The organism is Vibrio sp. 1F279, assembly GCF_041439815.1.
Taxonomy (GTDB): domain Bacteria; phylum Pseudomonadota; class Gammaproteobacteria; order Enterobacterales; family Vibrionaceae; genus Vibrio; species Vibrio tasmaniensis_A.
The window spans coordinates 59,516-82,523 of record NZ_JBGOOU010000010.1; the positions used below are offsets into that span (position 1 = coordinate 59,516).

The following is a 23,008-nucleotide window of genomic DNA, read 5'->3' on the forward strand; positions in this document are numbered from 1 at the left end:
CTGGTGAGTATTTTGTCAGTTTTTTGGGTTATTTTGTCCATGTATTCTACTTTATGCTTATTATTTAGATATACTACTGCTCCGCTGCAGAAACACTCCAAAATAATAATCTGCGGCACTCGACCAATAAACTGGTCAACCTAGGTGATAAACGGCTTTGTAAGGTGACATAACCAACGATTGAGTTGGTGCTACTTGAACATAACCAATATAACGTGCCATAGAAGCACACTTGTTGTTCAAGTATTTGTTTACTGTTTACCATTTGGATTTCAGACATGTCATTACCACACGTAATTTTAACCGTTTTAAGTACACGCGATGCTACTGGTTACGATATCACAAAAGAATTCTCCGCAAGCATTGGTTACTTCTGGAAAGCTAGCCACCAACAAGTTTACCGCGAGCTAAATAAAATGGCTCAGAACGACCAGGTAACTTGCGTACTTGAGCCTCAAGAAGGCAAACCTGATCGTAAAGTTTACTCTATCACCGATGCTGGCCGTGGCGCGCTAGGTGAATGGTTTGAACAACCAACTGCACACCCAACCGTTCGTGACGAGTTCTCAGCTAAGTTAATCGCTTGTGCTGTACAACCTTCTGATGCGTACCGTGTACAACTTGCTGAACTAGTAGAAGAGTCTCGCAAGCTGGTTTCTCACTACAAAGAAATCGAAGCGGCTTACTACGCAACGCCATCTACACTAGACAAGCAAGCACGCCTAGAGCGTCTAACGCTTCGTCGTAACCTACTGATCCGTGAAGCATGGATTGTATGGGCTGACGAAGTACTGCTTGAACTTGGCGCTCTTGCTTAAGTTAAGCTAGAAGCTAGAAGCTAGAAGCTAGAAGCTAGAAGCTAGAAGCTAGAAGCTAGAAAAGCAAAAGGCTTGAACTCTTAGAGTCCAAGCCTTTTTTGTATCTATAGGATTTGAAATGTTACTACCAGAAGCTTTTACAAGCGCTTGGGCTTTACTTCCTAGACTTTACTTAAAGCGCAGCGACTTGTGGACGAACACCTAATGTGTGGCAAAGTGCATAAGTCATTTCTGCACGGTTTAGCGTGTAAAAGTGGAAATCTTTCACACCTTCACGGCTTAGCGTACGAACCATATCGATCGCTTGGCTAGCACCAACTAACTGACGAGTTGTTGGATCATCATCCAAGCCTTCGAACTGCTTCGCCATCCAACCTGGTACTTTTACGTTATTCATCGCAGCAAAACGAGATGCTTGCTTGAAGTTAGAAACTGGCAAGATACCCGGTATAATCTCTACGTCAACGCCAGCCGCCACACAACGGTCACGAAAACGTAAGTAGCTTTCTACATCGAAGAAAAACTGAGTGATTGCACGATTTGCACCCGCATCCACTTTACGTTTTAGGTTAATAAGATCAGATTGAGCACTTTTTGCTTCAGGGTGAACCTCAGGGAATGCCGCTACTGATATATCAAAGTCGTGACGAGATTTAAGCAGCTCGACTAAATCAGACGCATACATATCTGGCGCACCACCGCCTGCTGGAATATCACCACGCAACGCAACAATACTTTCAATGCCATTTGCCCAGTAATCGTCGGCAATTTGAATAAGCTCTTCGCGGCTAGCATCAATACACGTTAAGTGTGGTGCAGCAACTAAGCCTGTTTGGTTCTTAATTTCTTTAATGATTGAGTGGGTACGATCACGCTCACCCGAGTTTGCACCATAGGTTACTGATACAAATTTAGGTTGAAGTGTTTTAAGACGGTGAACAGAATTCCACAGGGTCTCTTCCATCTTCTCACTGCTTGGTGGGAAAAATTCAAATGACACATTGATGTTGTCAGAAAGCTCTGCAATATTCTGATTTAAAGCGTCGATATGACTTGCGTGTGTGTATCCCATCTTACTCTCCCTGTGGCAAAAGCAACCACTAAATAATCTCAAATCCCTAGCGACGTTTAGACGTCTATATGTCTCCAGAATGAATTGAATACGATTTAATGTCAACAGATCCATTATGAATTTTTTTCAAGTAGATAGTGAGAAAAGCTCAAGCCGATAGGTGGGTCGCAAAGAAGAAATAATGTAGAAAAAAGGCTGAAAACACATCGTGCTTTCAGCCTTATTTATCTTAGTGGATAGTATGCTATTTACGCATTTAAACAATTAATCTGAGTATTAAAGCAATTGATCTGACTATTAAGCCAATCGCTCTAAGTATTAAACCAACCGCTCTAAGTATTAAAACAGGCTAGACATTCTGTTTAAATCAGACTGAATTGCACCAGCTGTCACTTCACGACCAGCACCTGGGCCACGAATAACCAATGGATTATCTTTGTACCATTTGCTCTCAATCGCAAAGATGTTGTCGCAAGGCAGTAAGTTCGCCAGAGCGTGTTCTTTAGATAACGCTTCAACGCCTACCGTTGCCTTACCATTCTTCTCTAAACGCGCTACGTAACGAAGGACCTTCTGTTGAGACTGCGCTTTCTCTAAACGCTCGGCCAACTCTTCACTCAGTACAGAAGCTTTATCAAAGAAGTCATCCACTGACAGATCTTGTAATTCTTCAGGTACCAATGATTCTACTTTGACGTTTTCAGGCTCAATATCTAAACCCGATTCACGCGCCAGAATCACTAGCTTACGCATCACGTCAGAGCCATCGAGGTCAGCACGAGGATCCGGTTCCGTCAGGCCTTGTTGCCACGCTAAATCAACCAACTCGCTGAACGGCACAGTGCCATCAAACTGTTGGAATAACCAAGATAGAGTGCCCGAGAAGATACCTGACAGAGCAATAATATCGTCACCGCTTTCGCGCAGGTCACGTACCGTGTGGTTAATCGGTAAGCCAGCACCCACTGTCGCATTGTACAGCCAATGACGGCTGATCTTAGCGAAAGCATCTTGTACCTGATGGTAATACTCGCTTGATGCAGAACCTGCCACCTTGTTAGCCGAGATCAGGTGAATACCTTGTTGTGCGACTTGCAGGTATTTTGCAGCAAGCACCGGGCTTGCCGTAACATCTAACACAACCGCTTCATCGTAGCCCTGAATAGAACCCAAACGCTCTAGCCAGTCGTTGCCGTTATTGGCAATCGCTTCATCATCAAAACGCTTGCTCACAGAAGTCGCATCAATGCCTTGATCATCGAACCAATAAGTTTGGCTATCAATCACCGCAACCAATTCAAAGTTCATTCCACGACGCTTTTCAAGTTCCGCTTTTTGCTCAGCAAACAGGCTTAACCAACTTGAACCAATATTGCCCTTGCCACATAAAGCAATCGCAACACGCTTCTGCGCTTGGAACAGTTGAGAGTGAATGCCTTTCACTAGGCTTGATGTTTCACTCTTACGAATCACAGCCACTAAGCTCAAGCCAGAGTTTGCTTCTGAGATAAACTCAACCGGTGAGCTCTTGAGTTGTTGGTAGAATCCATAACAATGGTTCGGGTTCTTAGTCACACCAGCACCCACCGCCGCAATCAGAGAGAAGCCTTCTTTAAGCTTAATTTCCGCTTCAATCGCGTGGTCTTGTAGATATTCTAAAGCGCCACCAGCGATCTCTTCTGTATAAGCAAGGCGCAAACAGTGCTGATCGGGTTCAAGCTCATAAGCAAGCGGCTCAAGTTGAGCTCGTTTAAGACCTTCAAGAACTTCACTTTCTAAGCGGTCAAAATCATGGCCATGACCAAAGGTCAGCTGAACGATCAGAACTTCATCCAGAGAGGTAATGATTTTTGCGCCACGACCCGATGCCAGTACACGCTCTATCTGTGTAGAGCCCGCCTCCGGCTGGTAGCTGCAGCGCAAGCTGAGATCCATAGCACTTTGAGCCACAGGCTGTAGCGTTCGGCTATGGAGCACTGGAGCCGCCAGACGAGCGAGTTCACTCGCTTCATCAAGGCGAAGCAGAGGCAACAAACACGCATCCGAAACCAAACGAGGGTCAGCGCTGTAAACGCCTGCCACGTCACTCCAAATCGTCACACGTTCAACTTCAGCCAAAGCGCCAATCACGGTTGCTGAGTAATCTGAACCGTTACGACCAAGCAGTACTGTTTCACCTTCGCAGTTCTGAGCCATAAAGCCCGTAATCACCACTCGGCAATGCGTATGCTGAGCCAAAACTTCTTTAATCAGAGGATAAGAACGCGCGCGATCCACTTCGGGTTGAGCACCCGCTTCTGCACGTAAAAAGGCACGCGCATCTTGAGCAACTGCTTGTAAGTCATGTTGGCACAACAGAGCAGCTAACAAACGTGAAGACCAAACCTCACCGTGTCCTAACACCTGTGCTTTTTGCGATTCGCTTAGAGGAGCAGTTAGCTCACCTAAAGCAGTAAATTCTTGTTGAATAGTGGCCGTTAGCTGAGCCGCAGACTCACCTTCAAGCAGCGCTTCAATCAGCTCAAGCTGGAACTGACGAAGGGTTTGTAGACATTCATGCGCAATACGACCATCTTTGTCGAGCGCTTCAACAAACTCAATCAAGCGGTTAGTTGTTTTACCCGCAGCCGATACCACGACCAAGTCAGTAGCTGACGAGTATTCTCTAAGAATATTGACCACGCGTTGGTAACACTCAGGGTTCGCTAAACTGCTGCCACCAAATTTATGTAGCTGGCGAAAGGTTGTCATTATTAAACCTCCCCTTCTGCGATAAAGCCTTGTGTTTTTTCAAACGCTTGCTTGAGATCATCAATCAAGTCTTCTGCATCTTCAAGGCCAACAGAAAGGCGCAGTAATTGTTGAGAAACACCCGCTTCTGCTAATGCTGCTTCGCCCATAGCACGGTGAGTCATCGACGCTGGGTGACAAATCAGGCTTTCAACACCGCCCAATGATTCAGCCAAAGAAAATAGCTCTAATTTATCCACAAAATATTTAAGTGCTTCAAAAGATCCCGAAAATTCAAAGCTCAGCATGGAACCAAAGCCCAACTGCTGTTTCTTCGCGATCTCGTGACCCGGATGTTCAGGAAGGCTTGGGTGGTAAATCGTACCCACCAGATCTTGTTGTTGCAGAGCCGTCAGAATTTCACGTGAGCTCTCTTCGTGAACGCGCATACGTGCACCTAGCGTACGAATACCACGTAGCGTCATGTAGCTATCAAATGGTGTGCCGGTTGCACCAATACAGTTACCCCACCATGCTAGCTCTTCAGCGTGCTCTTCTGTCTTAGTAACTACAACACCACCAATGACATCTGAGTGTCCGTTGATGTACTTGGTGGTTGAGTGGATAACAAAATCCGCACCCAGCTCTAAAGGCTTTTGGAACACAGGCGTCAAAAACGTGTTGTCGACAGCAACCAGAGCACCTACTTCTTTCGCTTTACGGCAAGTTTCTGCAATATCAACCACACGAACCAATGGATTCGATGGCGTTTCGATTAAGATTAACTTTGGCTTAAGCGCGATCGCAGCATCCAGTGCGGCTTGATCCGATTGATCAACAAACAGAACTTTGAAGTCACCTTTGAGTGAGCGTGTGTTAAACAGACGGTAAGTACCGCCATAGCAGTCGTGCGGTGCAATAATAAGATCATCGCCACCTAAGAAAGCGGATACCCATAAGTTAAGTGCCGACGTACCACAGTTAGTAACAACCGCGCCTTTACCAGACTCAAGCTCAAATAGTGCCGTTTCTAATAGACCGCGGTTTGGGTTACCAGAGCGGGTATAATCGTACTTTGGCACTTCACCAAAAGCGGGAAACCCATAGTTAGTCGAAAGATAAATAGGTGGGACAACGGCATGGTGTTGCGTGTCTGACTCGATGCCAGTACGTACTGCGATGGTTGCTGGCTTCCGGCTGCTCATAGGTGCTTCCTTACAAGTTTTGCGTCTGAGAATCACAGCTGCTTGTCGGCATTTTGTGGCTGTGTTAGATATATGTTACTCACTTTACTTTCATAAACGTGAGACGTCAACACTTCCGGACGTCTATATGTCTTTGCTTATGGCAGTAAATCCCGCTAAAATCAGCACTATTAATTTATTCTAACAACTAAAGTGATGAAGGTACGCAATGGCCGACTGGAATGGTGAATACATAAGCCCATATGCTGAGCATGGAAAGAAAAGCGAACAAGTAAAGAAAATTACAGTTTCTATCCCTCTAAAAGTGTTAAAGGTTCTTACTGACGAGCGCACTCGCCGCCAGATCAATAACCTACGCCATGCAACAAACAGTGAGCTACTGTGCGAAGCCTTTCTACATGCGTACACAGGCCAACCACTGCCAACGGATGAAGACCTTCGTAAAGATCGTCCAGACGACATCCCGACTGAAGTCAAAAAACTGATGACAGAGATGGGCATCGAGTTCGAAGCGTTTGACGAAGAATAAAAACAACTCAGTCACCGCCTTCATTATTGATTCGCTATAGCTGAACCCTATTTGTCACATCACCCACTACGTTATCTGTAGCTGCGCTGTGAATGATAGACATAAAAAAACCGACTCCTATTAGTCGGTTTTTTATTATTCTTTTTCGCTCAATAGAGCAACAGCTATTAAGCTACTGAGCTACTGAGCTACTGAGCTACTGAGCTACTAAGGCATTAAGCCATATAGTTGGCAGGCATCTCAATTCGAGCAACGCCAGACTCAACAGCCGCTTCAGCAACTGCTTTTGCAACGCGAGGAAGCAGACGTGGGTCCATTGGCTTAGGAATGATGTAACCCTTACCGAACTCCAGTGCAGTCTCGCCCGCAGCTGCCAGTACTTCAGCTGGAACTTCTTCTTTTGCTAGTTCACGAATCGCTTTAACCGCCGCTAGCTTCATTTCGTCATTGATTTCGCTCGCACGCACGTCTAGTGCACCACGGAAAATGAATGGGAAACAAAGTACGTTGTTTACTTGGTTAGGGTAATCACTACGGCCAGTACCCATAATAAGGTCAGAACGAACCTCGTGAGCAAGCTCAGGCTTGATCTCTGGATCTGGGTTTGAACATGCAAACACAACAGGCTTATCAGCCATCAGCGTAAGTGCCTTAGCTGGTAGCAGATTAGGACCCGATACACCCAAGAACAGGTCAGCGCCTTCGATAACATCTTCAAGCGTGCGCTTGTCGGTGTTATTTGCGAACAGCTCTTTGTATTCATTCAAGTCATCACGACGAGTGTGGATCACACCTTTACGGTCAAGCATGTAGATCTTCTCACGCTGAGCGCCACACTTAATCAGTAGCTCCATACAAGCAACCGCTGCTGCGCCAGCACCTAAACAAACGATCTTACACTCTTCCAGTTTCTTACCTTGAAGCTCGATCGCGTTAAGCATACCCGCTGCCGTTACAATCGCAGTACCGTGTTGATCATCATGGAAAACAGGTACATCACAACGCTCAATCAGGCGACGCTCGATTTCAAAACAGTCTGGTGCTTTGATGTCTTCTAGGTTAATACCACCAAATGTATCTGCGATATTCGCAACCGTATCAACGAACTCATCGATTGTGCGGTGTTTTACTTCAATATCGATAGAATCTAAACCAGCAAAACGCTTAAACAGTAGCGCTTTACCTTCCATAACTGGTTTAGAAGCAATAGGACCAAGATTACCTAAGCCAAGAATTGCAGTACCGTTAGAGATAACTGCAACCATGTTGCCTTTACCTGTGTACTTATAAACGTTATCGACATTCTGTGCGATCTCGCGAACAGGCTCAGCTACGCCAGGGCTGTATGCCAGTGCTAGGTCTTCTGCAGAGTTTGCAGGCTTCGTCAGTTCTACGGCAATTTTGCCTGGAATTGGGAACTCATGATAATCAAGAGCTTGCTGACGGAATTGTTCTTGAGGCGATAATTCTTGAGAGGATTGATCTTGGCGGCTGTCTTCAGACATAGGTGTAGGTTCCTAGGATATTATTATTTGGGGGATCTTGTTCATGTTAATGGATGTACTTCAAAGTTCCTAGGTGGTTGAAGCATCTGTATCATTAAAAAACGAGATTTCACTACTAATAAGACCAGTGGGCAGTTGAAATTACTGTCGCCTGCTCAACTTTAGAGCGAATTTCGAGGAAGGAGTGTTGGGGTAAGTGATGAAATAAAATTTACGCCAGTAACCTCTCACTTAAAATGATCTAATAATGAAATACGATTCAGTATTTTTTCAAATTTCAGGCAACAAAAAAGGACACCGAAGTGTCCTTTTTATGTCTAAATAGCGAGAATTACTTCTTGCTAGAAAGAGCACCGAAACGCTTGTTGAAGCGATCAACACGGCCGCCTGTATCTACGATACGTTGCTTACCAGTGTAGAACGGGTGACATTTGTCACATACGTCTAGGTGGATTGATTCTTTTGCTAGCGTTGAGTTGAACTCAAATGTGTTGCCGCAAGAACAAGTTGCAGAAACTGCTTTGTATTCTGGGTGGATACCAACTTTCATGGGAAAACCTCAATTAGGCCGCGTCGCCATCCGATTCTAAGCCGGACACCACACGTAGTTAAAAAATAAATAAAGACACCGCTGTATCACTAAACCGCGATAAAGCCATACCTTTAAGGCGCAGTATAGTAATGAATCTGTGAGGTAGGATCAACTGATTTGATACATTTTTCACCAACACTGTCCTTAAACCTTCCATTAAGCGTTATTTTCTGGCTCCAGTAGCATTCAAGCCTCAAGTAAGCTCTGTCATCTAAACTGCTCCTCGAATTTAACGCCCTTATCCATTAGACTGTTCGCTCTCGTCAACTCAGATAAAGCCGTCCCTTTATGCGTCCAATGATTGCCCGTGTGGCACTGCCGGTTCCACTCGACAAGCAGTTCGATTACAAGATTCCTAGCCACCTATTCCCGATTATTGGCGGTCGAGTCTCTGTGCCTTTTGGACGACAAACCTTAACCGGTATCGTGACGGCTCTGGTTAACGAATCAGAATTCGAGCTCGACAAGCTCAAGCCGATTAAAGCCTTATTAGACAACCAACCCGTTTGGCCTGAATCGGTCTATTCACTCTTGGTATGGTGCAGTCAGTTTTATCAGTACCCTCTTGGCGAAACCTTGGCTAACGCTCTGCCCAGCGCTTTACGAAAAGGCAAAGCTGCCGATTTCGCGACGCTTGTCGAGTGGCAACTGACCCCATCAGGTAGAGATCAACTGATGCAAGGCTTTGGTCGCGCCGTCAAACAAGCCAAAGTGATGCACATGCTTGAACACGGCCCAGTTCCTCATCAAGAGTTCATTGATGAAGAGGTGGGCAGCGCAGTACTGAAGACGTTGGAAGAAAAAGGCTGGATTGAGTCGGTAGAGAAAAAGCCGAAGCGTAAACCATGGCCAGTTGAACTCGAAAACGACCAAGACAAGCCTAAACTCAATGCAGAGCAAGCCATCGCGATTGCGACAGTAAACAGCCAAACCGATTTTGGGTGCTTCTTGCTAGAGGGTGTCACAGGCTCGGGCAAGACCGAGGTCTACCTGAATATGATCAAGCCGATTCTCGATCAAGGCAAGCAAGCGTTGGTCTTGGTCCCTGAGATTGGCCTCACTCCACAAACGATTAACCGCTTTAAGCGACGCTTTAATGTGCCTGTTGAGGTTATCCACTCTGGATTAAACGATTCTGAACGACTCAATGCATGGCTATCAGCACGCGATAAGATTGCTGGCATCGTGATTGGTACCCGTTCGGCTCTGTTCACGCCGTTTGCGGATCTGGGCATTATCATTGTTGATGAAGAACACGACGCTTCTTATAAACAGCAAGACAGCCTGCGCTACCACGCTCGTGATGTCGCGATCATGCGTGCTCATAAAGCGCAAATTCCAGTAGTTTTGGGTTCAGCAACTCCGGCTTTTGAAACGCTGCACAACGCTCAGATAGGTAAATATAGCTACCTTACCCTCACCTCTCGCGCTGGTGTCGCACTGCCGACCACCAATAAAGTGTTGGATGTGAAAGGGGAATATCTGGAAAGTGGCTTATCTGCATCGTTAATTGCAGAAATGCAAAGACACTTAAAAGCGGGCAACCAAGTGATGCTGTTTCTCAATCGCCGTGGGTTCTCCCCAGCATTGATGTGTCACGACTGTGGTTGGACAGCTGAATGTAAACGCTGCGATGCTTACTACACCTATCACCAATACAGCAATGAAATGCGCTGCCACCATTGTGGCTCGCAGCAGCATATCGTGCACAATTGCCAAGGCTGTGGTTCGGCTAACTTAGTGACGGTGGGTGTCGGCACTGAACAACTTGAAACGCAACTTGGTCAACTGTTCCCTGAATACAAAACCATTCGTATTGACCGCGATAGCACTCGCCGCAAAGGCAGTTTAGAAAGCGCGTTAGAATCGATTCGTAAAGGTGAATACCAAATTCTGATTGGTACACAGATGCTTGCTAAAGGGCATCACTTTCCAGATGTGACACTTGTGGCATTGCTGGACGTTGATGCCTCTTTATATAGCAGTGACTTCCGCGCCTCTGAGCGATTGGCCCAATTGTTTACTCAAGTCGCTGGTCGAGCAGGACGAGCCAGTAAGCAGGGGGAAGTGATCTTACAAACTCACCATCCAGAACACGGCTTATTACAGGCATTACTGCACAAAAACTACAACCACTTTGCTCAAACTGCATTGGCAGAGCGTAAACAAGCGATGTTGCCACCTTATACCTTCATGACTTTGTTTAGAGCGGAAGCCAATGACACTCGCTTAGTGGAAGAGTTTCTGCGTCAAGTGCGCCACACATTGGAATCGCATCCGTTATTTGACCAATATTGTATGGTGCTAGGGCCAACCCCGGCACCACTAGCCAAACGAGCAGGTAAATCTCGCTGGCAGCTTATTTTACAAACACAGACTCGCTCGTTGATGCAAAAGCTATTAATGAGCGCCAAGCCAGCAATCAATATGTTACCCGCTGCGAAAAAAGTCCGTTGGTCACTCGATATTGAGCCGCAAGATCTGAGCTAAACCCACTTGGGTTAAAACTAATGATAAGTTTGTTCACAAATATTTCATATTTCTCGTGAGCAACTTCACACTAGTCATGTGATTTTTGTTAATCTAGCCGTAACTTTACATGGGTGAAACGAATAAAATATTGCAATAAAAAAAGTGTTAGCAACACTTTCACAATATCTATTCGATTACATTTATTATTCATGCCTTAGATACTTAGGCAGCAAAGGAATTAAAAAGAGGGTTTAATTTATGGCGACAATGAAGGATGTTGCCCAGCTAGCAGGCGTTTCAACAGCCACGGTATCACGTGCATTGATGAACCCTGAAAAAGTCTCGGTTTCTACTCGTAAGCGAGTGGAGACAGCAGTACTTGAAGCTGGATACTCACCCAATACATTAGCTAGAAACTTACGTCGCAACGAATCAAAAACCATCATCACTATTGTTCCTGATATCTGTGACCCGTATTTCGCAGAGATCATTCGTGGTATCGAAGATGCCGCAGTAGAAAATGACTACCTCGTTTTACTGGGTGATAGCGGCCAACAGAAGAAGCGTGAGTCTTCATTTGTTAACTTAGTATTCACCAAACAAGCTGACGGCATGCTACTACTTGGCACCGACCACCCGTTTGATGTCAGTAAGCCTGAACAAAAAAATTTACCGCCGATGGTGATGGCGTGTGAGTTTGCCCCTGAGCTTGAACTCCCTACCGTACACATCGATAACCTGACCTCAGCATTTGAAGCGGTGAACTACCTAGCTCAGTTAGGCCATAAACGTATCGCTCAAATCTCAGGGCCCATATCGGCAACGCTGTGTAAATTCCGCCAACAAGGTTACCAACAAGCGCTACGTCGTGCAGGAGTATCAATGAATCCTGCCTACAGCACTGTCGGTGACTTTACCTTTGAAGCGGGCGCTCAAGCTGTTCGTCAATTACTCGCTCTTCCTGAACAACCTACAGCGATCTTCTGTCATAACGATGCGATGGCCATCGGCGCGATTCAAGAAGCGAAAAAATTAGGCTTACGCGTTCCTCAAGACCTATCGATTGTCGGCTTTGATGACATCCAATTCGCTCAATACTGCGATCCACCGCTAACCACTATTTCTCAGCCTCGTTATGAGATTGGACGCCAAGCAATGTTGATGATGCTCGACGTACTTAAAGGCAACGATGTGCAAGCGGGGTCGCGCCTGCTTGAAGCCAAATTAGTCGTTCGAGGTAGTACAGCGCCGCCTCGAATCTAATCTGAAGAAATATCCTTATAATTCTGCGGCACATTTTGATGTGCCGCTTCCATTTCTGCACTGTTATCCTCGCTCAATCTGGATTACCATGAGAGCAGAATCAGCAACTATTGAATTGTCTTGTGGCTAATAGAGATTATGTAAAGCGCGGTCGTGGCACAAAAAAACCGACCAAAAAACAAGCCCCTCGCCGTAAACCATGGCGTAGTGGTCTTTTGGCGATCCTCCTTGCCGGTGGTTTTGGTTACGGCCTTTACCTATTGAGTAATGATCCTGAGCCGCCAGCACCGACTCCAGTGGTAACCAAACCAAAGCCTAAGCCGAAACCAGCAAAAGTAATTCCGCCCCCTCCAGAGGAGAAGTGGGATTACGTTGAAACCTTGCCAAGTCGTGAGATTGAAGTAAAAGCCAAAGAGCAACAGATCTCGAAGATCCCTTACATCATGCAATGTGGCGCGTACAAAACCTCAAGCCAAGCTGAAGCACGTAAGTTGGATATTGCTTTCCAAGGTATCTCAAGTTCAATCCGTAAAAAAGATGGAAGTAGCTGGTACCGTGTGGTTCTAGGGCCATATAAATTGAAGCGTGATGCAGAGCGAGATCGCCATAAGCTGCAGCGAGCGAAAATCGAACCTTGTGCTATTTGGAAAGACACCGAGTAGTTATAGATTTAGCCGCAGAAGCAGAAGCAGAAGCAGAAGCAGAAGCAGAAGCAGAAAAACCAAACACCGAAAGCCTCCCATTGTGGAGGTTTTCTTTTATCTACACCCTTTAGCCAAATTTCCTTACAACTTCCGCCGATAAGTTGCGCGACATCACTCGACCTTCCTTGAATTATCCGAGCACCATCCTCATATACTTTTTATACCCAAAGATAAGAAATATTAAGAGGCCCTACTCGTGACTACCATTGTATCTGTACGTCGTAATAATAAAGTCGTCATCGCGGGTGATGGACAAGTATCTCTAGGCAACACCGTAATGAAGGGCAATGCCCGTAAAGTACGTCGCCTATACAACAACAAAGTACTGGCCGGTTTTGCTGGCGGTACGGCAGATGCTTTCACGCTATTCGAAAAATTTGAAAGCAAGCTGCAAATGCACCAAGGCCACCTAACCAAAGCTGCCGTTGAGCTGGCGAAGGATTGGCGTAGCGACCGTGCTCTACGTAAATTAGAAGCACTGCTAGCAGTAGCGGATGAAACTGCTTCATTGATCATCACAGGTAACGGTGACGTCGTTCAACCAGAAAACGACCTGATTGCGATCGGTTCGGGCGGTAACTTCGCTCAAGCAGCAGCCACTGCACTATTAGAAAATACAGATTTAGATGCGCGTGAAATCGCAGAAAAGTCGCTGAACATTGCGGGCGATATCTGTGTATTCACCAACCATCACCACACTATTGAAGAACTAGAAAGCACCGTTGAACTGCCAAAGCCAGAGTAACGACCGCTTCCATCAATAACGTTGTATTCAACAGTGATTAAAGAATTAAGGAAAAACCATGTCTGAGATGACTCCTCGCGAAATTGTTCACGAACTCAATCGCCACATTATCGGCCAAGACAACGCTAAGCGCTCAGTGGCTATCGCCCTTCGTAACCGCTGGCGTCGTATGCAGCTTGAAGAAAGTCTGCGTGTTGAAGTATCACCAAAAAACATCCTGATGATCGGCCCAACCGGTGTCGGTAAAACTGAAATTGCTCGCCGTCTTGCGAAACTAGCAAACGCGCCTTTCATCAAGGTAGAAGCGACTAAGTTCACTGAAGTGGGCTACGTAGGTAAAGAAGTTGAAACCATCATCCGTGATCTAACGGACGTTGCGATTAAGATGACACATCAACAAGCGATGGAAAAAGTACAATACCGCGCTGAAGAACAAGCTGAAGAACGTATTCTTGATGCCCTTCTACCACCAGCGCGTGATGCTTGGGGTCAGAACGAGCAATCAACTGAAGACACAACCTCTTCAAACACTCGCCAGATTTTCCGCAAGAAACTGCGTGAAGGTAAGCTAGACGACAAAGAGATTGAAGTTGATGTAGCGGCGCCACAAATGGGTGTTGAAATCATGTCACCTCCAGGCATGGAAGAGATGACTAACCAGCTACAAGGCATGTTCCAAAATCTCGCTGGCGACACCAAGAAAAAGCGTAAGATGAAAATCAAAGACGCATTCAAAGCACTAACGGAAGAAGAAGCTGCGAAGCTTGTGAACCAAGAAGAGCTAAAAGAGAGCGCGATCTTCAATGCTGAAAACAACGGCATCGTATTCATCGATGAGATCGACAAAATCTGTAAGCGTGGCGACAGCTCAGGCCCAGACGTATCTCGTGAAGGCGTTCAGCGTGACCTGCTTCCTCTTATCGAAGGCAGTACAGTATCGACTAAGCACGGTATGGTTAAAACTGACCACATTTTGTTTATCACATCAGGTGCATTCCAAGTGGCTAAGCCATCAGACCTAATCCCTGAACTGCAAGGTCGTCTACCAATCCGTGTTGAACTTGAAGCGCTTTCTGCACATGACTTCAAACGTATTCTGACTGAGCCAAAAGCATCATTGACAGAGCAGTACATTGCTCTGATGAAAACAGAAGATGTCGGCATTGAGTTTACTGAAGATGGCATCAACCAGATTGCTGACGCAGCATGGCGTGTCAACGAAACCACTGAAAACATCGGTGCGCGTCGTCTACACACGGTAATGGAACGCCTAATGGATGAGATTTCATTCGACGCAACAGACCGAGCAGGCAGCAAATTAGTAATTGATGAAGCTTATGTAATATCTAAGCTTGGCGAGCTCGTAGAAGACGAAGACCTAAGTCGCTTCATCCTGTAGCACAGGAAACTCCAACTTATTGCTCTATCTCAAAGAAATAGCAGCTAATAAGCGAATTCAAGGCCCACTTTCGAGTGGGCTTTTTATTACCCGAAAAATGGGCGTATACTCAAATCACAGTATGAAACGAAGACTTACAAAGAATTAGACCTACGATGAAACAATCTCTACTGATTTGGCTTGATGCCGCACGCCCAAAAACTCTGCCTCTCGCACTTGTCTCTATTCTTACAGGAAGTAGTTTAGCGTTCGCTGGTGGTCATTTTTCTTTATCAATAGCCCTGCTGGCATTTTTAACCGCCACTCTATTACAGATTCTGTCGAACTTAGCCAATGACTATGGCGACGCGGTAAAAGGCACAGACAACGAAAACCGTCTAGGGCCAACACGTGCAATGCAATCTGGCGCGGTGACCGCGAAAACCATGAAGCAAGCGATCATCCTCAACATCGTATTTACCATGCTCGCTGGGCTGATTCTTATCTTTCATGCCTTAACCTCGATTGAGAGTATCTTATCTTTCATTGCGTTAGGCGTATTAGCCATTGTTGCAGCCATCGCTTACACCGTCGGCAATAAACCTTATGGTTATATTGGCCTTGGCGACTTATCGGTATTTATCTTCTTCGGTTTGTTAGGCGTTTCAGGGACTTATTTCTTACACACTGGCCATGTTGAACCAAGCCTATTCCTTCCGGCATTGGGCTGCGGCTTGATGGCGGTTGCGGTACTCAATATCAACAACATGCGGGATATTGAAAACGACAGCGAATGTGGCAAACGCACCATGGCGGTTCGCCTAGGGCAGCGCAAAGCCAAACACTATCATTTTGCACTGCTTGGGCTCGCCCTTGCCTCTTTCGCTATCTACCTACTGATTCAAGAAAAACCGGTCTGGATCAGCCTGCCGTTTTTACTGAGCATTATTATTGTTTATAAGCACGGTAAGGCCGTTTGGGAAACCGAAAAGCCAGCGCAGATTGCACCAATGATGCCCGTGATAGTGAAATGTTCACTGGTCACTAACCTATTGTTTGCAGGGGTTGTCGTAGCTCAAACTCTATTGAGTTAAATGAGACTAATCATTGCAAAGGGATCAAGCACCGATATACTCAAAGTAAGCTCATTGTTCAAAAGGTATACTAATGGAATACAACACTTCAGCACTGTGCGACATATATTTGGATCAAGTTGATGTCGTGGAGCCAATGTTCAGCAACTTCGGTGGACGTGCATCCTTCGCAGGACAGATCACGACATTAAAGTGTTTTGAAGACAATGCTTTAATTCGCTCCGTATTAGAACAAGATGGTTTGGGGCGTGTGTTGTTAATCGATGGTGGCGGCTCGCTGCGTAAAGCGCTGATCGATGCTGAGATTGCCCTACTTGCTGAAGACAATGAGTGGGAAGGTATTGTGGTTTACGGCTGCGTACGCGAAGTCGATGAGCTAGAAGACATGAATCTTGGTATTCAGGCTTTAGCCTCTATTCCTGTGGGTGCAAGCCAAGAAGGTGTCGGCGAATTGGATGTACCTGTGAACTTTGGCAGCGTGACCTTCTTACCTGAAGATTACCTCTATGCAGACAACACTGGCATTATTCTTTCGGCAGAGCCTTTGGATGTAGAACTCGATCTGGATGTTGAAGAAGAAGAGGCCGAGTAACTCACTCAGCTTCAAATAATAAAACAAGCCAAAGAACACAAAGCATAAGAATACAAACGAAAACGCCCGCTACTGAGTCGCGGGCGTTTTTTAAAATCTGAAGAGTCGATTACTCTACGTCATCCATTTTACCAAGAAGGTTACGGATGCGATCTTGCCATGCTGAATGCTCTTCCTGCATTTGCTGAGTTTTTTGCTCTAGCTCGTGACGGCTTGCTTTAAGCTCACCAGCTTCTGTTGCTAGTGCTTGTTTCTCTTCTTTAAGCTCTTCCACTTCCATTTGAAGAAGTGCAATTGTATCTACTGCTGTTTGAATTTTTGCTTCTAGCTGCTCTAGTACTTCAAAAGACATTCTGGCCTACCTTTAAGTTATCCGTTTGATGGTGAAGGTTCACTCCACTTATTTCCCCATTCTACTCAGCAGAGCAAGGATAAACACTCAATATATTCGATATTTTGCGCCATTCGATGAAAAAAACAGCGCTTTTTACCGAATATTGACGTGAGTGATTACCGCCACAAGGGCAAACCGATTATTTTGATGAATAATAACTGTTTTCCACTGCGAATTGATCGAGAGCAATCTCCAAAAAACAAAAAAGCAAACGTTTCCTTTGGGATATGGTAAAATTCGCCGCGAAATTTCTATTCCCCCTTTGATAATTTTGGAGTCCGCATGAAACGCGATTTAGCAATGTCATTCTCTCGTGTCACAGAAGGTGCAGCACTAGCTGGTTACAAGTGGCTTGGTCGTGGCGATAAAAACGCTGCAGATGGCGCTGCTGTAGAAGTAATGCGTAGCCTACTAAACAAAACCGAAATTAGCGGTGAGATTGTTATCGGCGAAGGTGAAATCGATGATGCACCTATGCTATATATCGGTGAAAACGTCGGTGTGGGCGGCGATGCAGTCGATATAGCCGTAGACCCAATTGAAGGGACACGCATGACAGCTATGGGTCAATCAAATGCATTGGCGGTATTGGCTGCAGGCGAAAAAGGCAACTTCCTTAAAGCGCCTGACATGTACATGGAAAAATTGGTTGTTGGCCCTGGCGCAAAAGGCGTGATTGACCTAGAACTGCCACTGACAGAAAACCTAGAAAACATTGCGAAAGCACTAGGTAAAACACTCGATACACTAGTAGTAACCACACTGGCTAAACCACGTCATGATCAAGTGATTGCTGACATGCAGGCGATGGGCGTTCGTGTATTCGCAGTGCCAGATGGTGATGTTGCTGCTTCTATCCTAACGTGTATGCCAGACAGCGAAGTAGACGTAATGTACTGCATCGGCGGCGCGCCTGAAGGTGTCGTTTCGGCTGCTGTTATTCGCGCACTCGACGGCGACATGCACGCACGTCTGCTTCCTCGTCATGAAGTAAAAGGCGATACAGAAGAGAACCGCAAACACGGTGAGCTTGAATTAGAGCGTTGTGCAGAAATGGGCGTAACGGCGGGCATCGTCTTGAAAATGGAAGACATGGCACGCAGCGATAATGTTGTGTTCTCGGCAACAGGTATTACTAAGGGTGATCTTCTAGAGGGCATCACTCGCACAGGCAATATCGCAACCACAGAAACTCTGCTTATCCGTGGCCGCTGTCGTACGATTCGCCGCATCAAATCTATCCACTACCTAGAGCGTAAAGACCCAGAAGTAATCGGTCACATCCTGTAGACCTAAACTAGCTCTAACAGAAACGTTCCAAGGCTGATACCAAGTATCAGCCTTTTGTTTTATTAGTGCACCAGAATCTCACCATTTGCTGTCGCTAGAGTAAAACGCTGTCTATATAGTAAATCCCCATCAATATAGTAAATGGTTTGCTTTATAAACACCTTGCCTCATAATAGTAAGGTTGATGAGGTAGGGATAGTATGAAAACAAGCGACAAAATCTTACAGACCATTAAGCGTCAAGGCGCGGTAACCGCGAAACAACTGTCAGAAGAGTTTGGCATGACGACAATGGGTGCAAGGCAACATCTGCAAAGCCTGGAAGATGACGGTATTCTTGCGTTTCATGATGTGAAAGTAAAAGTGGGTCGCCCGACTCGCCACTGGTCCCTGACTCAACAAGGCCATAGCCAGTTTTCAGACCGACACGGTGAACTCACTATTCAAGTAATTGATGCCGTAGAAAATCTATTCGGTAAAGAGGGGTTGGCTAAGGTTGCTGCCGAGCGAGAACAACACACTCTGAAGCAGTATCAATCTGCACTGTCTGGCTGTGATTCGCTCATGAGTAAGCTTGAAAAACTCACACAGCTTCGTGAAGACGAAGGCTACATGGCTGAACTTCAAGAGCATGATGAGCACTACATCTTAATTGAGAACCACTGCCCCATCTGCAAAGCAGCAACTCGTTGCCCTAGCCTATGCCAATCTGAGCTCAATGTTTTCACTGAACTGCTCAAAAATGAGTGTCATGTAAGCCGCACTGAACACATTATTTCCGGCGAGAGACGCTGTACTTACACCTTAACGCCCACGCCTTTATCGTAATACCAAGCGCTAAGGGCTAGTCCCAACCCACCGATTCCGTCTCAATATTGAGAAAATGAGAATAGATTAAAATCTGTACAAATTTATTTCTTAAGCTTAAAGCATATGAAACACGCTTAATGCTAAGGAAGGAATCATGGCACAGCCACAGCCAAATCAAAAACTGCCCCCCTTTGATGAACTGGTCCAACTCGCCAAAAGCGATCCGAAAGCATTCAATCAATTCAAACATGAGATGTGCGAACAGATGATTTGTTCGGCCTCAGAAACTATGCAAGACAGGCTACGCGCTCAGCAAAGTCACATCGATTTGGTGGTCGGTCGCTGTAAAAACCCACATCATGTTAATGTCGTGCTCATGCAAGAGCTCCGCTGTCAGGTCTGTAAATTCCAAGAGGCACTCGAAGGTCGCTGTAGTTTTGAAGAACCTAAACCTGAAAATGTCGTGCCTTTCAGGCCGAATACTGAACCCAAAATGTACTAAAAGTAGAAAAGTATCAAAAAGAAAAAAGGGAGCGCAATGCTCCCTTTTTACTGATGAATCATCCAATCTTTAAACTGGATCTTCACCGTAATCATTACGGCCTTCTGTGCCTTTCAACAAACCACACTCAATCAGAATCCATAAGCCACACACTAACGCTGCAACGGTCGCAACCATATGGATTGGCGATACCGGCTCAGTGGTAGTCGCAGCCATTGGCGAAGCCAAACGACCCAGTACTAGGGGCACATTTAGTAGTAACCAGTAATTCGACTTATTGCGGTCGTGCCAGCGCTTAGCGGTGACCGCAAGATCTGGGATCACTAGCAGCAATAGGAATACTGGCAGTAGGATGTAAGAGTAAGCAGGGAACAACACAGAGATACCAGAAGCAAAACCAGTAATCGCTATGTAGTAGAAAATATTCCAAATCCAGTAAGTCTTACGACCAATTCTCCCTTTGAAAGAGAGCAGTAAATCTTTCATCGACATCTTAAAACACTCAAAAATTAATACGCTACCAAAAAGTTAGCAGCAAATAGTTAGTGAATCACTTTTAGTTAGTTGATTATTTTTAGCTAGTTAATCACTTTCTGAAAGCAACTTTTATCCATATCCCGTATGTTGACCGTTAGGCTACGGATATGGCTTGCCTGTTCTTGTAAGGTTTGCATTAACAAACGCGACAATTCTCTTTTCTGTTCTTCAGTACGTCCAGAAAGTAACTCGAAGCTAATATGAACAAAATCTACATTGTCCTCTTCATCACCGACCAACCAGTTATGACAGCGTAGTGAACGAGACTTCACAGAAGGTACATCAAACAAACCACAGTTTAATGTAACTTGATGAAGGTCTTCCAGTAAACCTTGGATATTCACTCGCTCATCCACTGAATTTGAGTACTCTAGAACTAGATTCGGCATTATTACTTCCTATTGTTAACGCAATCGTTTGTCCCTTAATAGCAACTAACGATGAAAAATCCGAGAAGTTAGCTATTATTCTGTCTGCCGGATCACTGATATTTGCTCAAAATCTACTCTGACCATTGAGTAAGATCCAAGAAAGTCATGACCACAGTCATGATCTGTTGATATTATTCTGTTATATTATTTCGTAATAAAGTTTACTTTTTTACATTCGATTTATTTAAATACTTTGGAGATATTCCTATGCGTCATCCTGTAGTTATGGGTAACTGGAAACTAAACGGCAGCAAAGAAATGGTTGTTGATCTACTAAACGGTCTTAACGCTGAACTTGAAGGCGTAACAGGCGTAGACGTAGCAGTTGCTCCACCAGCACTTTTCGTTGATCTTGCTGAGCGTACGCTTACTGAAGCGGGCAGCGCTATCATCCTAGGTGCTCAAAACTCTGACCTAAACAACAGCGGTGCATTCACTGGCGACATGTCTCCAGCAATGCTTAAAGAGTTCGGCGCATCTCACATCATCATCGGTCACTCTGAGCGTCGTGAATACCACGCTGAGTCTGACGAATTCGTTGCTAAGAAATTCGCATTCCTAAAAGAGAACGGCCTAACTCCAGTTCTTTGTATCGGTGAATCTGAAGCACAAAACGAAGCAGGCGAAACTGTTGCTGTATGTGCTCGTCAACTTGACGCTGTTATCAACACTCAAGGTGTTGAAGCTCTTGAAGGCGCTATCATCGCTTACGAACCAATCTGGGCTATCGGTACTGGTAAAGCAGCTACAGCTGAAGATGCACAACGCATCCACGCTCAAATCCGTGCACACATCGCAGAGAAATCTGAAGACGTTGCTAAGAAAGTTGTTATCCAATACGGCGGTTCTGTTAAGCCAGAAAACGCAGCAGCTTACTTCGCACAACCAGACATCGATGGTGCTCTAGTTGGCGGCGCAGCACTTGACGCGAAAAGCTTCGCAGCTATCGCTAAAGCAGCAGCTGAAGCAAAAGCTTAATTTAAACTTCACCGTTTAGATTAGATGAAAGGTCAACTTAGGTTGGCCTTTTTTGTGCCTGCCGTTTGTAAAAACTCAAACGACAGGCACAAAAAAACCGCTGAACAATCAGCGGTTTTTAATATTTTTTAAGCGAACGCTAAGCTTGGCTTAGAATAACTCTTCTGCAACGCGGAACAACTCAGAACGGTCTGGGTTCTGCATGTTCTCGATACAGTCGATGATATCGTGGTGAACAAGAGCTTCTTTCTCGATACCAACACAACGACCACCTTGACCTTCTTGAAGAAGGTGAACAGCGTAGTTGCCCATACGAGAAGCCAGTACACGGTCAAATGCAGTAGGACGACCACCACGTTGAATGTGACCAAGAACGGTTGCGCGAGTCTCACGACCTGTTGCCGTTTCAATCTCTTTAGCCAATTCGTTCGCGTCCATCATTAGTTCAGTTAGAGCGATAATTGCGTGCTTCTTGCCTTTCGCAATACCATCTTGGATATTGCTGATTAGCTGATCTTTATCTAGGCCAGTCTCAGGTGTAATGATGTACTCACAACCACCCGCGATTGCTGACATAAGCGTAAGGTCACCACAGTGACGGCCCATGATTTCAACAATAGAAATACGTTGGTGAGAAGAAGACGTATCACGTAGACGGTCGATTGAATCGATAACAGTGTTAAGCGCAGTTAGGTAACCGATAGTGTAATCAGTACCCGCGATATCATTATCGATTGTGCCAGGAAGACCGATACATGGGTAACCCATCTCAGTCAGTTTCTTAGCACCCATGTAAGAACCGTCACCACCGATAACAACAAGTGCTTCGATACCGTGCTTCTTAAGGTTCTCGATGCCTTTCTCACGAACAGCAACGTCTTTGAACTCAGGGAAACGTGCAGAACCTAAGAAAGTACCACCACGGTTGATCACATCAGATACGCTTGAACGGTCAAGCTTTTCGATACGGTCTTCCACAAGGCCTTGGTAGCCGTCGTAAATGCCGTAAACTTCAATGCCAACTGATAGCGCAGTACGAACTACACCGCGAACTGCTGCGTTCATGCCTGGAGCGTCACCACCACTGGTCAAAACACCGATCTTCTTAATCATGCTCACCCTCGATTTTTGGGAATCTATTATTCAATTCTTGTTCTTGCTGATTGTATATCAACAAGATTTTAAATCTATATTTGTACGTTATGTTACATTTCCTCAACAGGAATAGCACTTAAATCACGTAAAATTATGTAACATTTCTACTTCTGTAAGAGTATTACAGTTTTACTCAATAACTTTGTTGATTCACATCAGAATCAACATTAATTGTTACTAAGGTGATTTTTGAATCACCTTTGAGTTAGCAAT

At 45.4% G+C, this 23,008-nt stretch carries 22 protein-coding genes; 13 read left to right on the top strand and 9 right to left on the bottom strand.

Annotation, left to right across the window (positions count from 1 at the left end):
• The first annotated feature begins 278 nt into the window (after positions 1 to 278).
• Positions 279 to 818 carry a PadR family transcriptional regulator gene (locus tag ACED60_RS09810; RefSeq protein WP_009848889.1) on the top strand — a complete coding sequence of 180 codons (540 nt, stop codon included), beginning with the start codon at positions 279 to 281 and terminating at the stop codon, positions 816 to 818.
• Positions 819 to 990: 172 nt separating this feature from the next.
• Here the strand turns inward: ACED60_RS09810 and metF are convergent, their stop codons facing one another.
• The 3 genes from metF to ACED60_RS09825 form a co-directional block, all read right to left on the bottom strand.
• Entirely contained in the window at positions 991 to 1,890 is a 900-nt protein-coding gene (gene metF / locus ACED60_RS09815) for a methylenetetrahydrofolate reductase (protein WP_371727420.1), read from the bottom strand.
• A gap of 339 nt (positions 1,891 to 2,229) precedes the next feature.
• On the bottom strand, positions 2,230 to 4,641 hold the full coding sequence (locus tag ACED60_RS09820; RefSeq protein WP_371727421.1) for a bifunctional aspartate kinase/homoserine dehydrogenase II: 2,412 nt from the start codon (positions 4,639 to 4,641) through the stop codon (positions 2,230 to 2,232).
• Positions 4,642 to 4,643: 2 nt separating this feature from the next.
• Positions 4,644 to 5,825 (bottom strand): O-succinylhomoserine (thiol)-lyase, encoded by a 1,182-nt coding sequence (locus ACED60_RS09825; protein ID WP_029223036.1) that lies wholly within the window; start codon positions 5,823 to 5,825, stop codon positions 4,644 to 4,646.
• Between the two features lie 208 nt (positions 5,826 to 6,033).
• Here ACED60_RS09825 and metJ point away from each other — a divergent pair, with 208 nt between their 5' ends.
• On the top strand, positions 6,034 to 6,354 hold the full coding sequence (gene metJ / locus ACED60_RS09830; RefSeq protein ID WP_004729686.1) for a met regulon transcriptional regulator MetJ: 321 nt from the start codon (positions 6,034 to 6,036) through the stop codon (positions 6,352 to 6,354).
• A gap of 215 nt (positions 6,355 to 6,569) precedes the next feature.
• On the opposite strand, the gene ACED60_RS09835 is transcribed toward metJ, so the two are convergent.
• Positions 6,570 to 7,859 (bottom strand): malic enzyme-like NAD(P)-binding protein, encoded by a 1,290-nt coding sequence (locus tag ACED60_RS09835; protein WP_135444596.1) that lies wholly within the window; start codon positions 7,857 to 7,859, stop codon positions 6,570 to 6,572.
• A 331-nt stretch (positions 7,860 to 8,190) separates the two neighbouring features.
• Positions 8,191 to 8,409: a 50S ribosomal protein L31 gene (rpmE, locus tag ACED60_RS09840; RefSeq protein WP_009848884.1), complete on the bottom strand. Its 219-nt coding sequence runs from the start codon at positions 8,407 to 8,409 to the stop codon at positions 8,191 to 8,193.
• A 330-nt stretch (positions 8,410 to 8,739) separates the two neighbouring features.
• On the opposite strand from rpmE, the gene priA reads away from it, so the two are divergent.
• The 7 genes from priA to rraA all read left to right on the top strand — a co-directional run bounded on the left by priA (position 8,740) and on the right by rraA (position 16,699).
• Positions 8,740 to 10,941, top strand: a complete 2,202-nt coding sequence (gene priA / locus ACED60_RS09845; RefSeq protein ID WP_371727422.1) for a primosomal protein N' — start codon at positions 8,740 to 8,742, stop codon at positions 10,939 to 10,941.
• A gap of 240 nt (positions 10,942 to 11,181) precedes the next feature.
• On the top strand, positions 11,182 to 12,186 hold the full coding sequence (cytR, locus tag ACED60_RS09850; protein WP_009848882.1) for a DNA-binding transcriptional regulator CytR: 1,005 nt from the start codon (positions 11,182 to 11,184) through the stop codon (positions 12,184 to 12,186).
• Positions 12,187 to 12,308: 122 nt separating this feature from the next.
• Positions 12,309 to 12,848 carry an SPOR domain-containing protein gene (locus ACED60_RS09855; protein ID WP_009848881.1) on the top strand — a complete coding sequence of 180 codons (540 nt, stop codon included), beginning with the start codon at positions 12,309 to 12,311 and terminating at the stop codon, positions 12,846 to 12,848.
• A gap of 238 nt (positions 12,849 to 13,086) precedes the next feature.
• Complete coding sequence (gene hslV, locus ACED60_RS09860) at positions 13,087 to 13,635, top strand: ATP-dependent protease subunit HslV (protein WP_004729692.1); 549 nt, start codon at positions 13,087 to 13,089, stop codon at positions 13,633 to 13,635.
• A 58-nt stretch (positions 13,636 to 13,693) separates the two neighbouring features.
• Positions 13,694 to 15,034 (top strand): HslU--HslV peptidase ATPase subunit, encoded by a 1,341-nt coding sequence (gene hslU, locus ACED60_RS09865; protein WP_009848880.1) that lies wholly within the window; start codon positions 13,694 to 13,696, stop codon positions 15,032 to 15,034.
• Between the two features lie 155 nt (positions 15,035 to 15,189).
• Positions 15,190 to 16,107 carry a 1,4-dihydroxy-2-naphthoate polyprenyltransferase gene (locus ACED60_RS09870; RefSeq protein WP_009848879.1) on the top strand — a complete coding sequence of 306 codons (918 nt, stop codon included), beginning with the start codon at positions 15,190 to 15,192 and terminating at the stop codon, positions 16,105 to 16,107.
• A gap of 73 nt (positions 16,108 to 16,180) precedes the next feature.
• Positions 16,181 to 16,699, top strand: coding sequence for a ribonuclease E activity regulator RraA (gene rraA, locus ACED60_RS09875; protein ID WP_009848878.1), 519 nt, complete (start codon positions 16,181 to 16,183; stop codon positions 16,697 to 16,699).
• Positions 16,700 to 16,808: 109 nt separating this feature from the next.
• Here the strand turns inward: rraA and zapB are convergent, their stop codons facing one another.
• Entirely contained in the window at positions 16,809 to 17,051 is a 243-nt protein-coding gene (gene zapB, locus ACED60_RS09880) for a cell division protein ZapB (RefSeq protein ID WP_009848877.1), read from the bottom strand.
• A gap of 324 nt (positions 17,052 to 17,375) precedes the next feature.
• Between zapB and glpX the strand changes: the two genes are divergently transcribed.
• From glpX to ACED60_RS09895, 3 genes are all read left to right on the top strand, one after another.
• A complete protein-coding gene (gene glpX, locus ACED60_RS09885; RefSeq protein WP_371727423.1) occupies positions 17,376 to 18,383 on the top strand; it encodes a class II fructose-bisphosphatase in 1,008 nt (335 codons plus the stop codon).
• Positions 18,384 to 18,583: 200 nt separating this feature from the next.
• On the top strand, positions 18,584 to 19,210 hold the full coding sequence (locus tag ACED60_RS09890; RefSeq protein WP_102250563.1) for a metalloregulator ArsR/SmtB family transcription factor: 627 nt from the start codon (positions 18,584 to 18,586) through the stop codon (positions 19,208 to 19,210).
• A 136-nt stretch (positions 19,211 to 19,346) separates the two neighbouring features.
• Complete coding sequence (locus tag ACED60_RS09895; protein ID WP_102250562.1) at positions 19,347 to 19,694, top strand: DUF3135 domain-containing protein; 348 nt, start codon at positions 19,347 to 19,349, stop codon at positions 19,692 to 19,694.
• A gap of 69 nt (positions 19,695 to 19,763) precedes the next feature.
• Here the strand turns inward: ACED60_RS09895 and ACED60_RS09900 are convergent, their stop codons facing one another.
• Positions 19,764 to 20,186: a DUF805 domain-containing protein gene (locus ACED60_RS09900; protein WP_009848873.1), complete on the bottom strand. Its 423-nt coding sequence runs from the start codon at positions 20,184 to 20,186 to the stop codon at positions 19,764 to 19,766.
• A gap of 86 nt (positions 20,187 to 20,272) precedes the next feature.
• Complete coding sequence (locus ACED60_RS09905) at positions 20,273 to 20,620, bottom strand: 5-carboxymethyl-2-hydroxymuconate Delta-isomerase (protein ID WP_004729703.1); 348 nt, start codon at positions 20,618 to 20,620, stop codon at positions 20,273 to 20,275.
• 249 nt (positions 20,621 to 20,869) lie between these two features.
• Here ACED60_RS09905 and tpiA point away from each other — a divergent pair, with 249 nt between their 5' ends.
• A complete protein-coding gene (gene tpiA, locus ACED60_RS09910) occupies positions 20,870 to 21,640 on the top strand; it encodes a triose-phosphate isomerase (RefSeq protein WP_012604968.1) in 771 nt (256 codons plus the stop codon).
• Positions 21,641 to 21,790: 150 nt separating this feature from the next.
• On the opposite strand, the gene pfkA is transcribed toward tpiA, so the two are convergent.
• Entirely contained in the window at positions 21,791 to 22,753 is a 963-nt protein-coding gene (gene pfkA / locus ACED60_RS09915) for a 6-phosphofructokinase (RefSeq protein WP_009848871.1), read from the bottom strand.
• Positions 22,754 to 23,008: the final 255 nt, after the last annotated feature.

What these genes read in the sequence shown, in the direction of transcription:
- ACED60_RS09810 (WP_009848889.1), top strand. Translation starts at nt 279, where the DNA reads ATGTCATTACCACACGTAATTTTAACCGTTTTAAGTACACGCGATGCT.
- metF (WP_371727420.1), bottom strand. Translation starts at nt 1,890, where the DNA reads ATGGGATACACACACGCAAGTCATATCGACGCTTTAAATCAGAATATT.
- ACED60_RS09820 (WP_371727421.1), bottom strand. Translation starts at nt 4,641, where the DNA reads ATGACAACCTTTCGCCAGCTACATAAATTTGGTGGCAGCAGTTTAGCG.
- ACED60_RS09825 (WP_029223036.1), bottom strand. Translation starts at nt 5,825, where the DNA reads ATGAGCAGCCGGAAGCCAGCAACCATCGCAGTACGTACTGGCATCGAG.
- metJ (WP_004729686.1), top strand. Translation starts at nt 6,034, where the DNA reads ATGGCCGACTGGAATGGTGAATACATAAGCCCATATGCTGAGCATGGA.
- ACED60_RS09835 (WP_135444596.1), bottom strand. Translation starts at nt 7,859, where the DNA reads ATGTCTGAAGACAGCCGCCAAGATCAATCCTCTCAAGAATTATCGCCT.
- rpmE (WP_009848884.1), bottom strand. Translation starts at nt 8,409, where the DNA reads ATGAAAGTTGGTATCCACCCAGAATACAAAGCAGTTTCTGCAACTTGT.
- priA (WP_371727422.1), top strand. Translation starts at nt 8,740, where the DNA reads ATGCGTCCAATGATTGCCCGTGTGGCACTGCCGGTTCCACTCGACAAG.
- cytR (WP_009848882.1), top strand. Translation starts at nt 11,182, where the DNA reads ATGGCGACAATGAAGGATGTTGCCCAGCTAGCAGGCGTTTCAACAGCC.
- hslU (WP_009848880.1), top strand. Translation starts at nt 13,694, where the DNA reads ATGTCTGAGATGACTCCTCGCGAAATTGTTCACGAACTCAATCGCCAC.
- ACED60_RS09870 (WP_009848879.1), top strand. Translation starts at nt 15,190, where the DNA reads ATGAAACAATCTCTACTGATTTGGCTTGATGCCGCACGCCCAAAAACT.
- rraA (WP_009848878.1), top strand. Translation starts at nt 16,181, where the DNA reads ATGGAATACAACACTTCAGCACTGTGCGACATATATTTGGATCAAGTT.
- zapB (WP_009848877.1), bottom strand. Translation starts at nt 17,051, where the DNA reads ATGTCTTTTGAAGTACTAGAGCAGCTAGAAGCAAAAATTCAAACAGCA.
- glpX (WP_371727423.1), top strand. Translation starts at nt 17,376, where the DNA reads ATGAAACGCGATTTAGCAATGTCATTCTCTCGTGTCACAGAAGGTGCA.
- ACED60_RS09890 (WP_102250563.1), top strand. Translation starts at nt 18,584, where the DNA reads ATGAAAACAAGCGACAAAATCTTACAGACCATTAAGCGTCAAGGCGCG.
- ACED60_RS09895 (WP_102250562.1), top strand. Translation starts at nt 19,347, where the DNA reads ATGGCACAGCCACAGCCAAATCAAAAACTGCCCCCCTTTGATGAACTG.
- ACED60_RS09900 (WP_009848873.1), bottom strand. Translation starts at nt 20,186, where the DNA reads ATGTCGATGAAAGATTTACTGCTCTCTTTCAAAGGGAGAATTGGTCGT.
- ACED60_RS09905 (WP_004729703.1), bottom strand. Translation starts at nt 20,620, where the DNA reads ATGCCGAATCTAGTTCTAGAGTACTCAAATTCAGTGGATGAGCGAGTG.
- tpiA (WP_012604968.1), top strand. Translation starts at nt 20,870, where the DNA reads ATGCGTCATCCTGTAGTTATGGGTAACTGGAAACTAAACGGCAGCAAA.
- pfkA (WP_009848871.1), bottom strand. Translation starts at nt 22,753, where the DNA reads ATGATTAAGAAGATCGGTGTTTTGACCAGTGGTGGTGACGCTCCAGGC.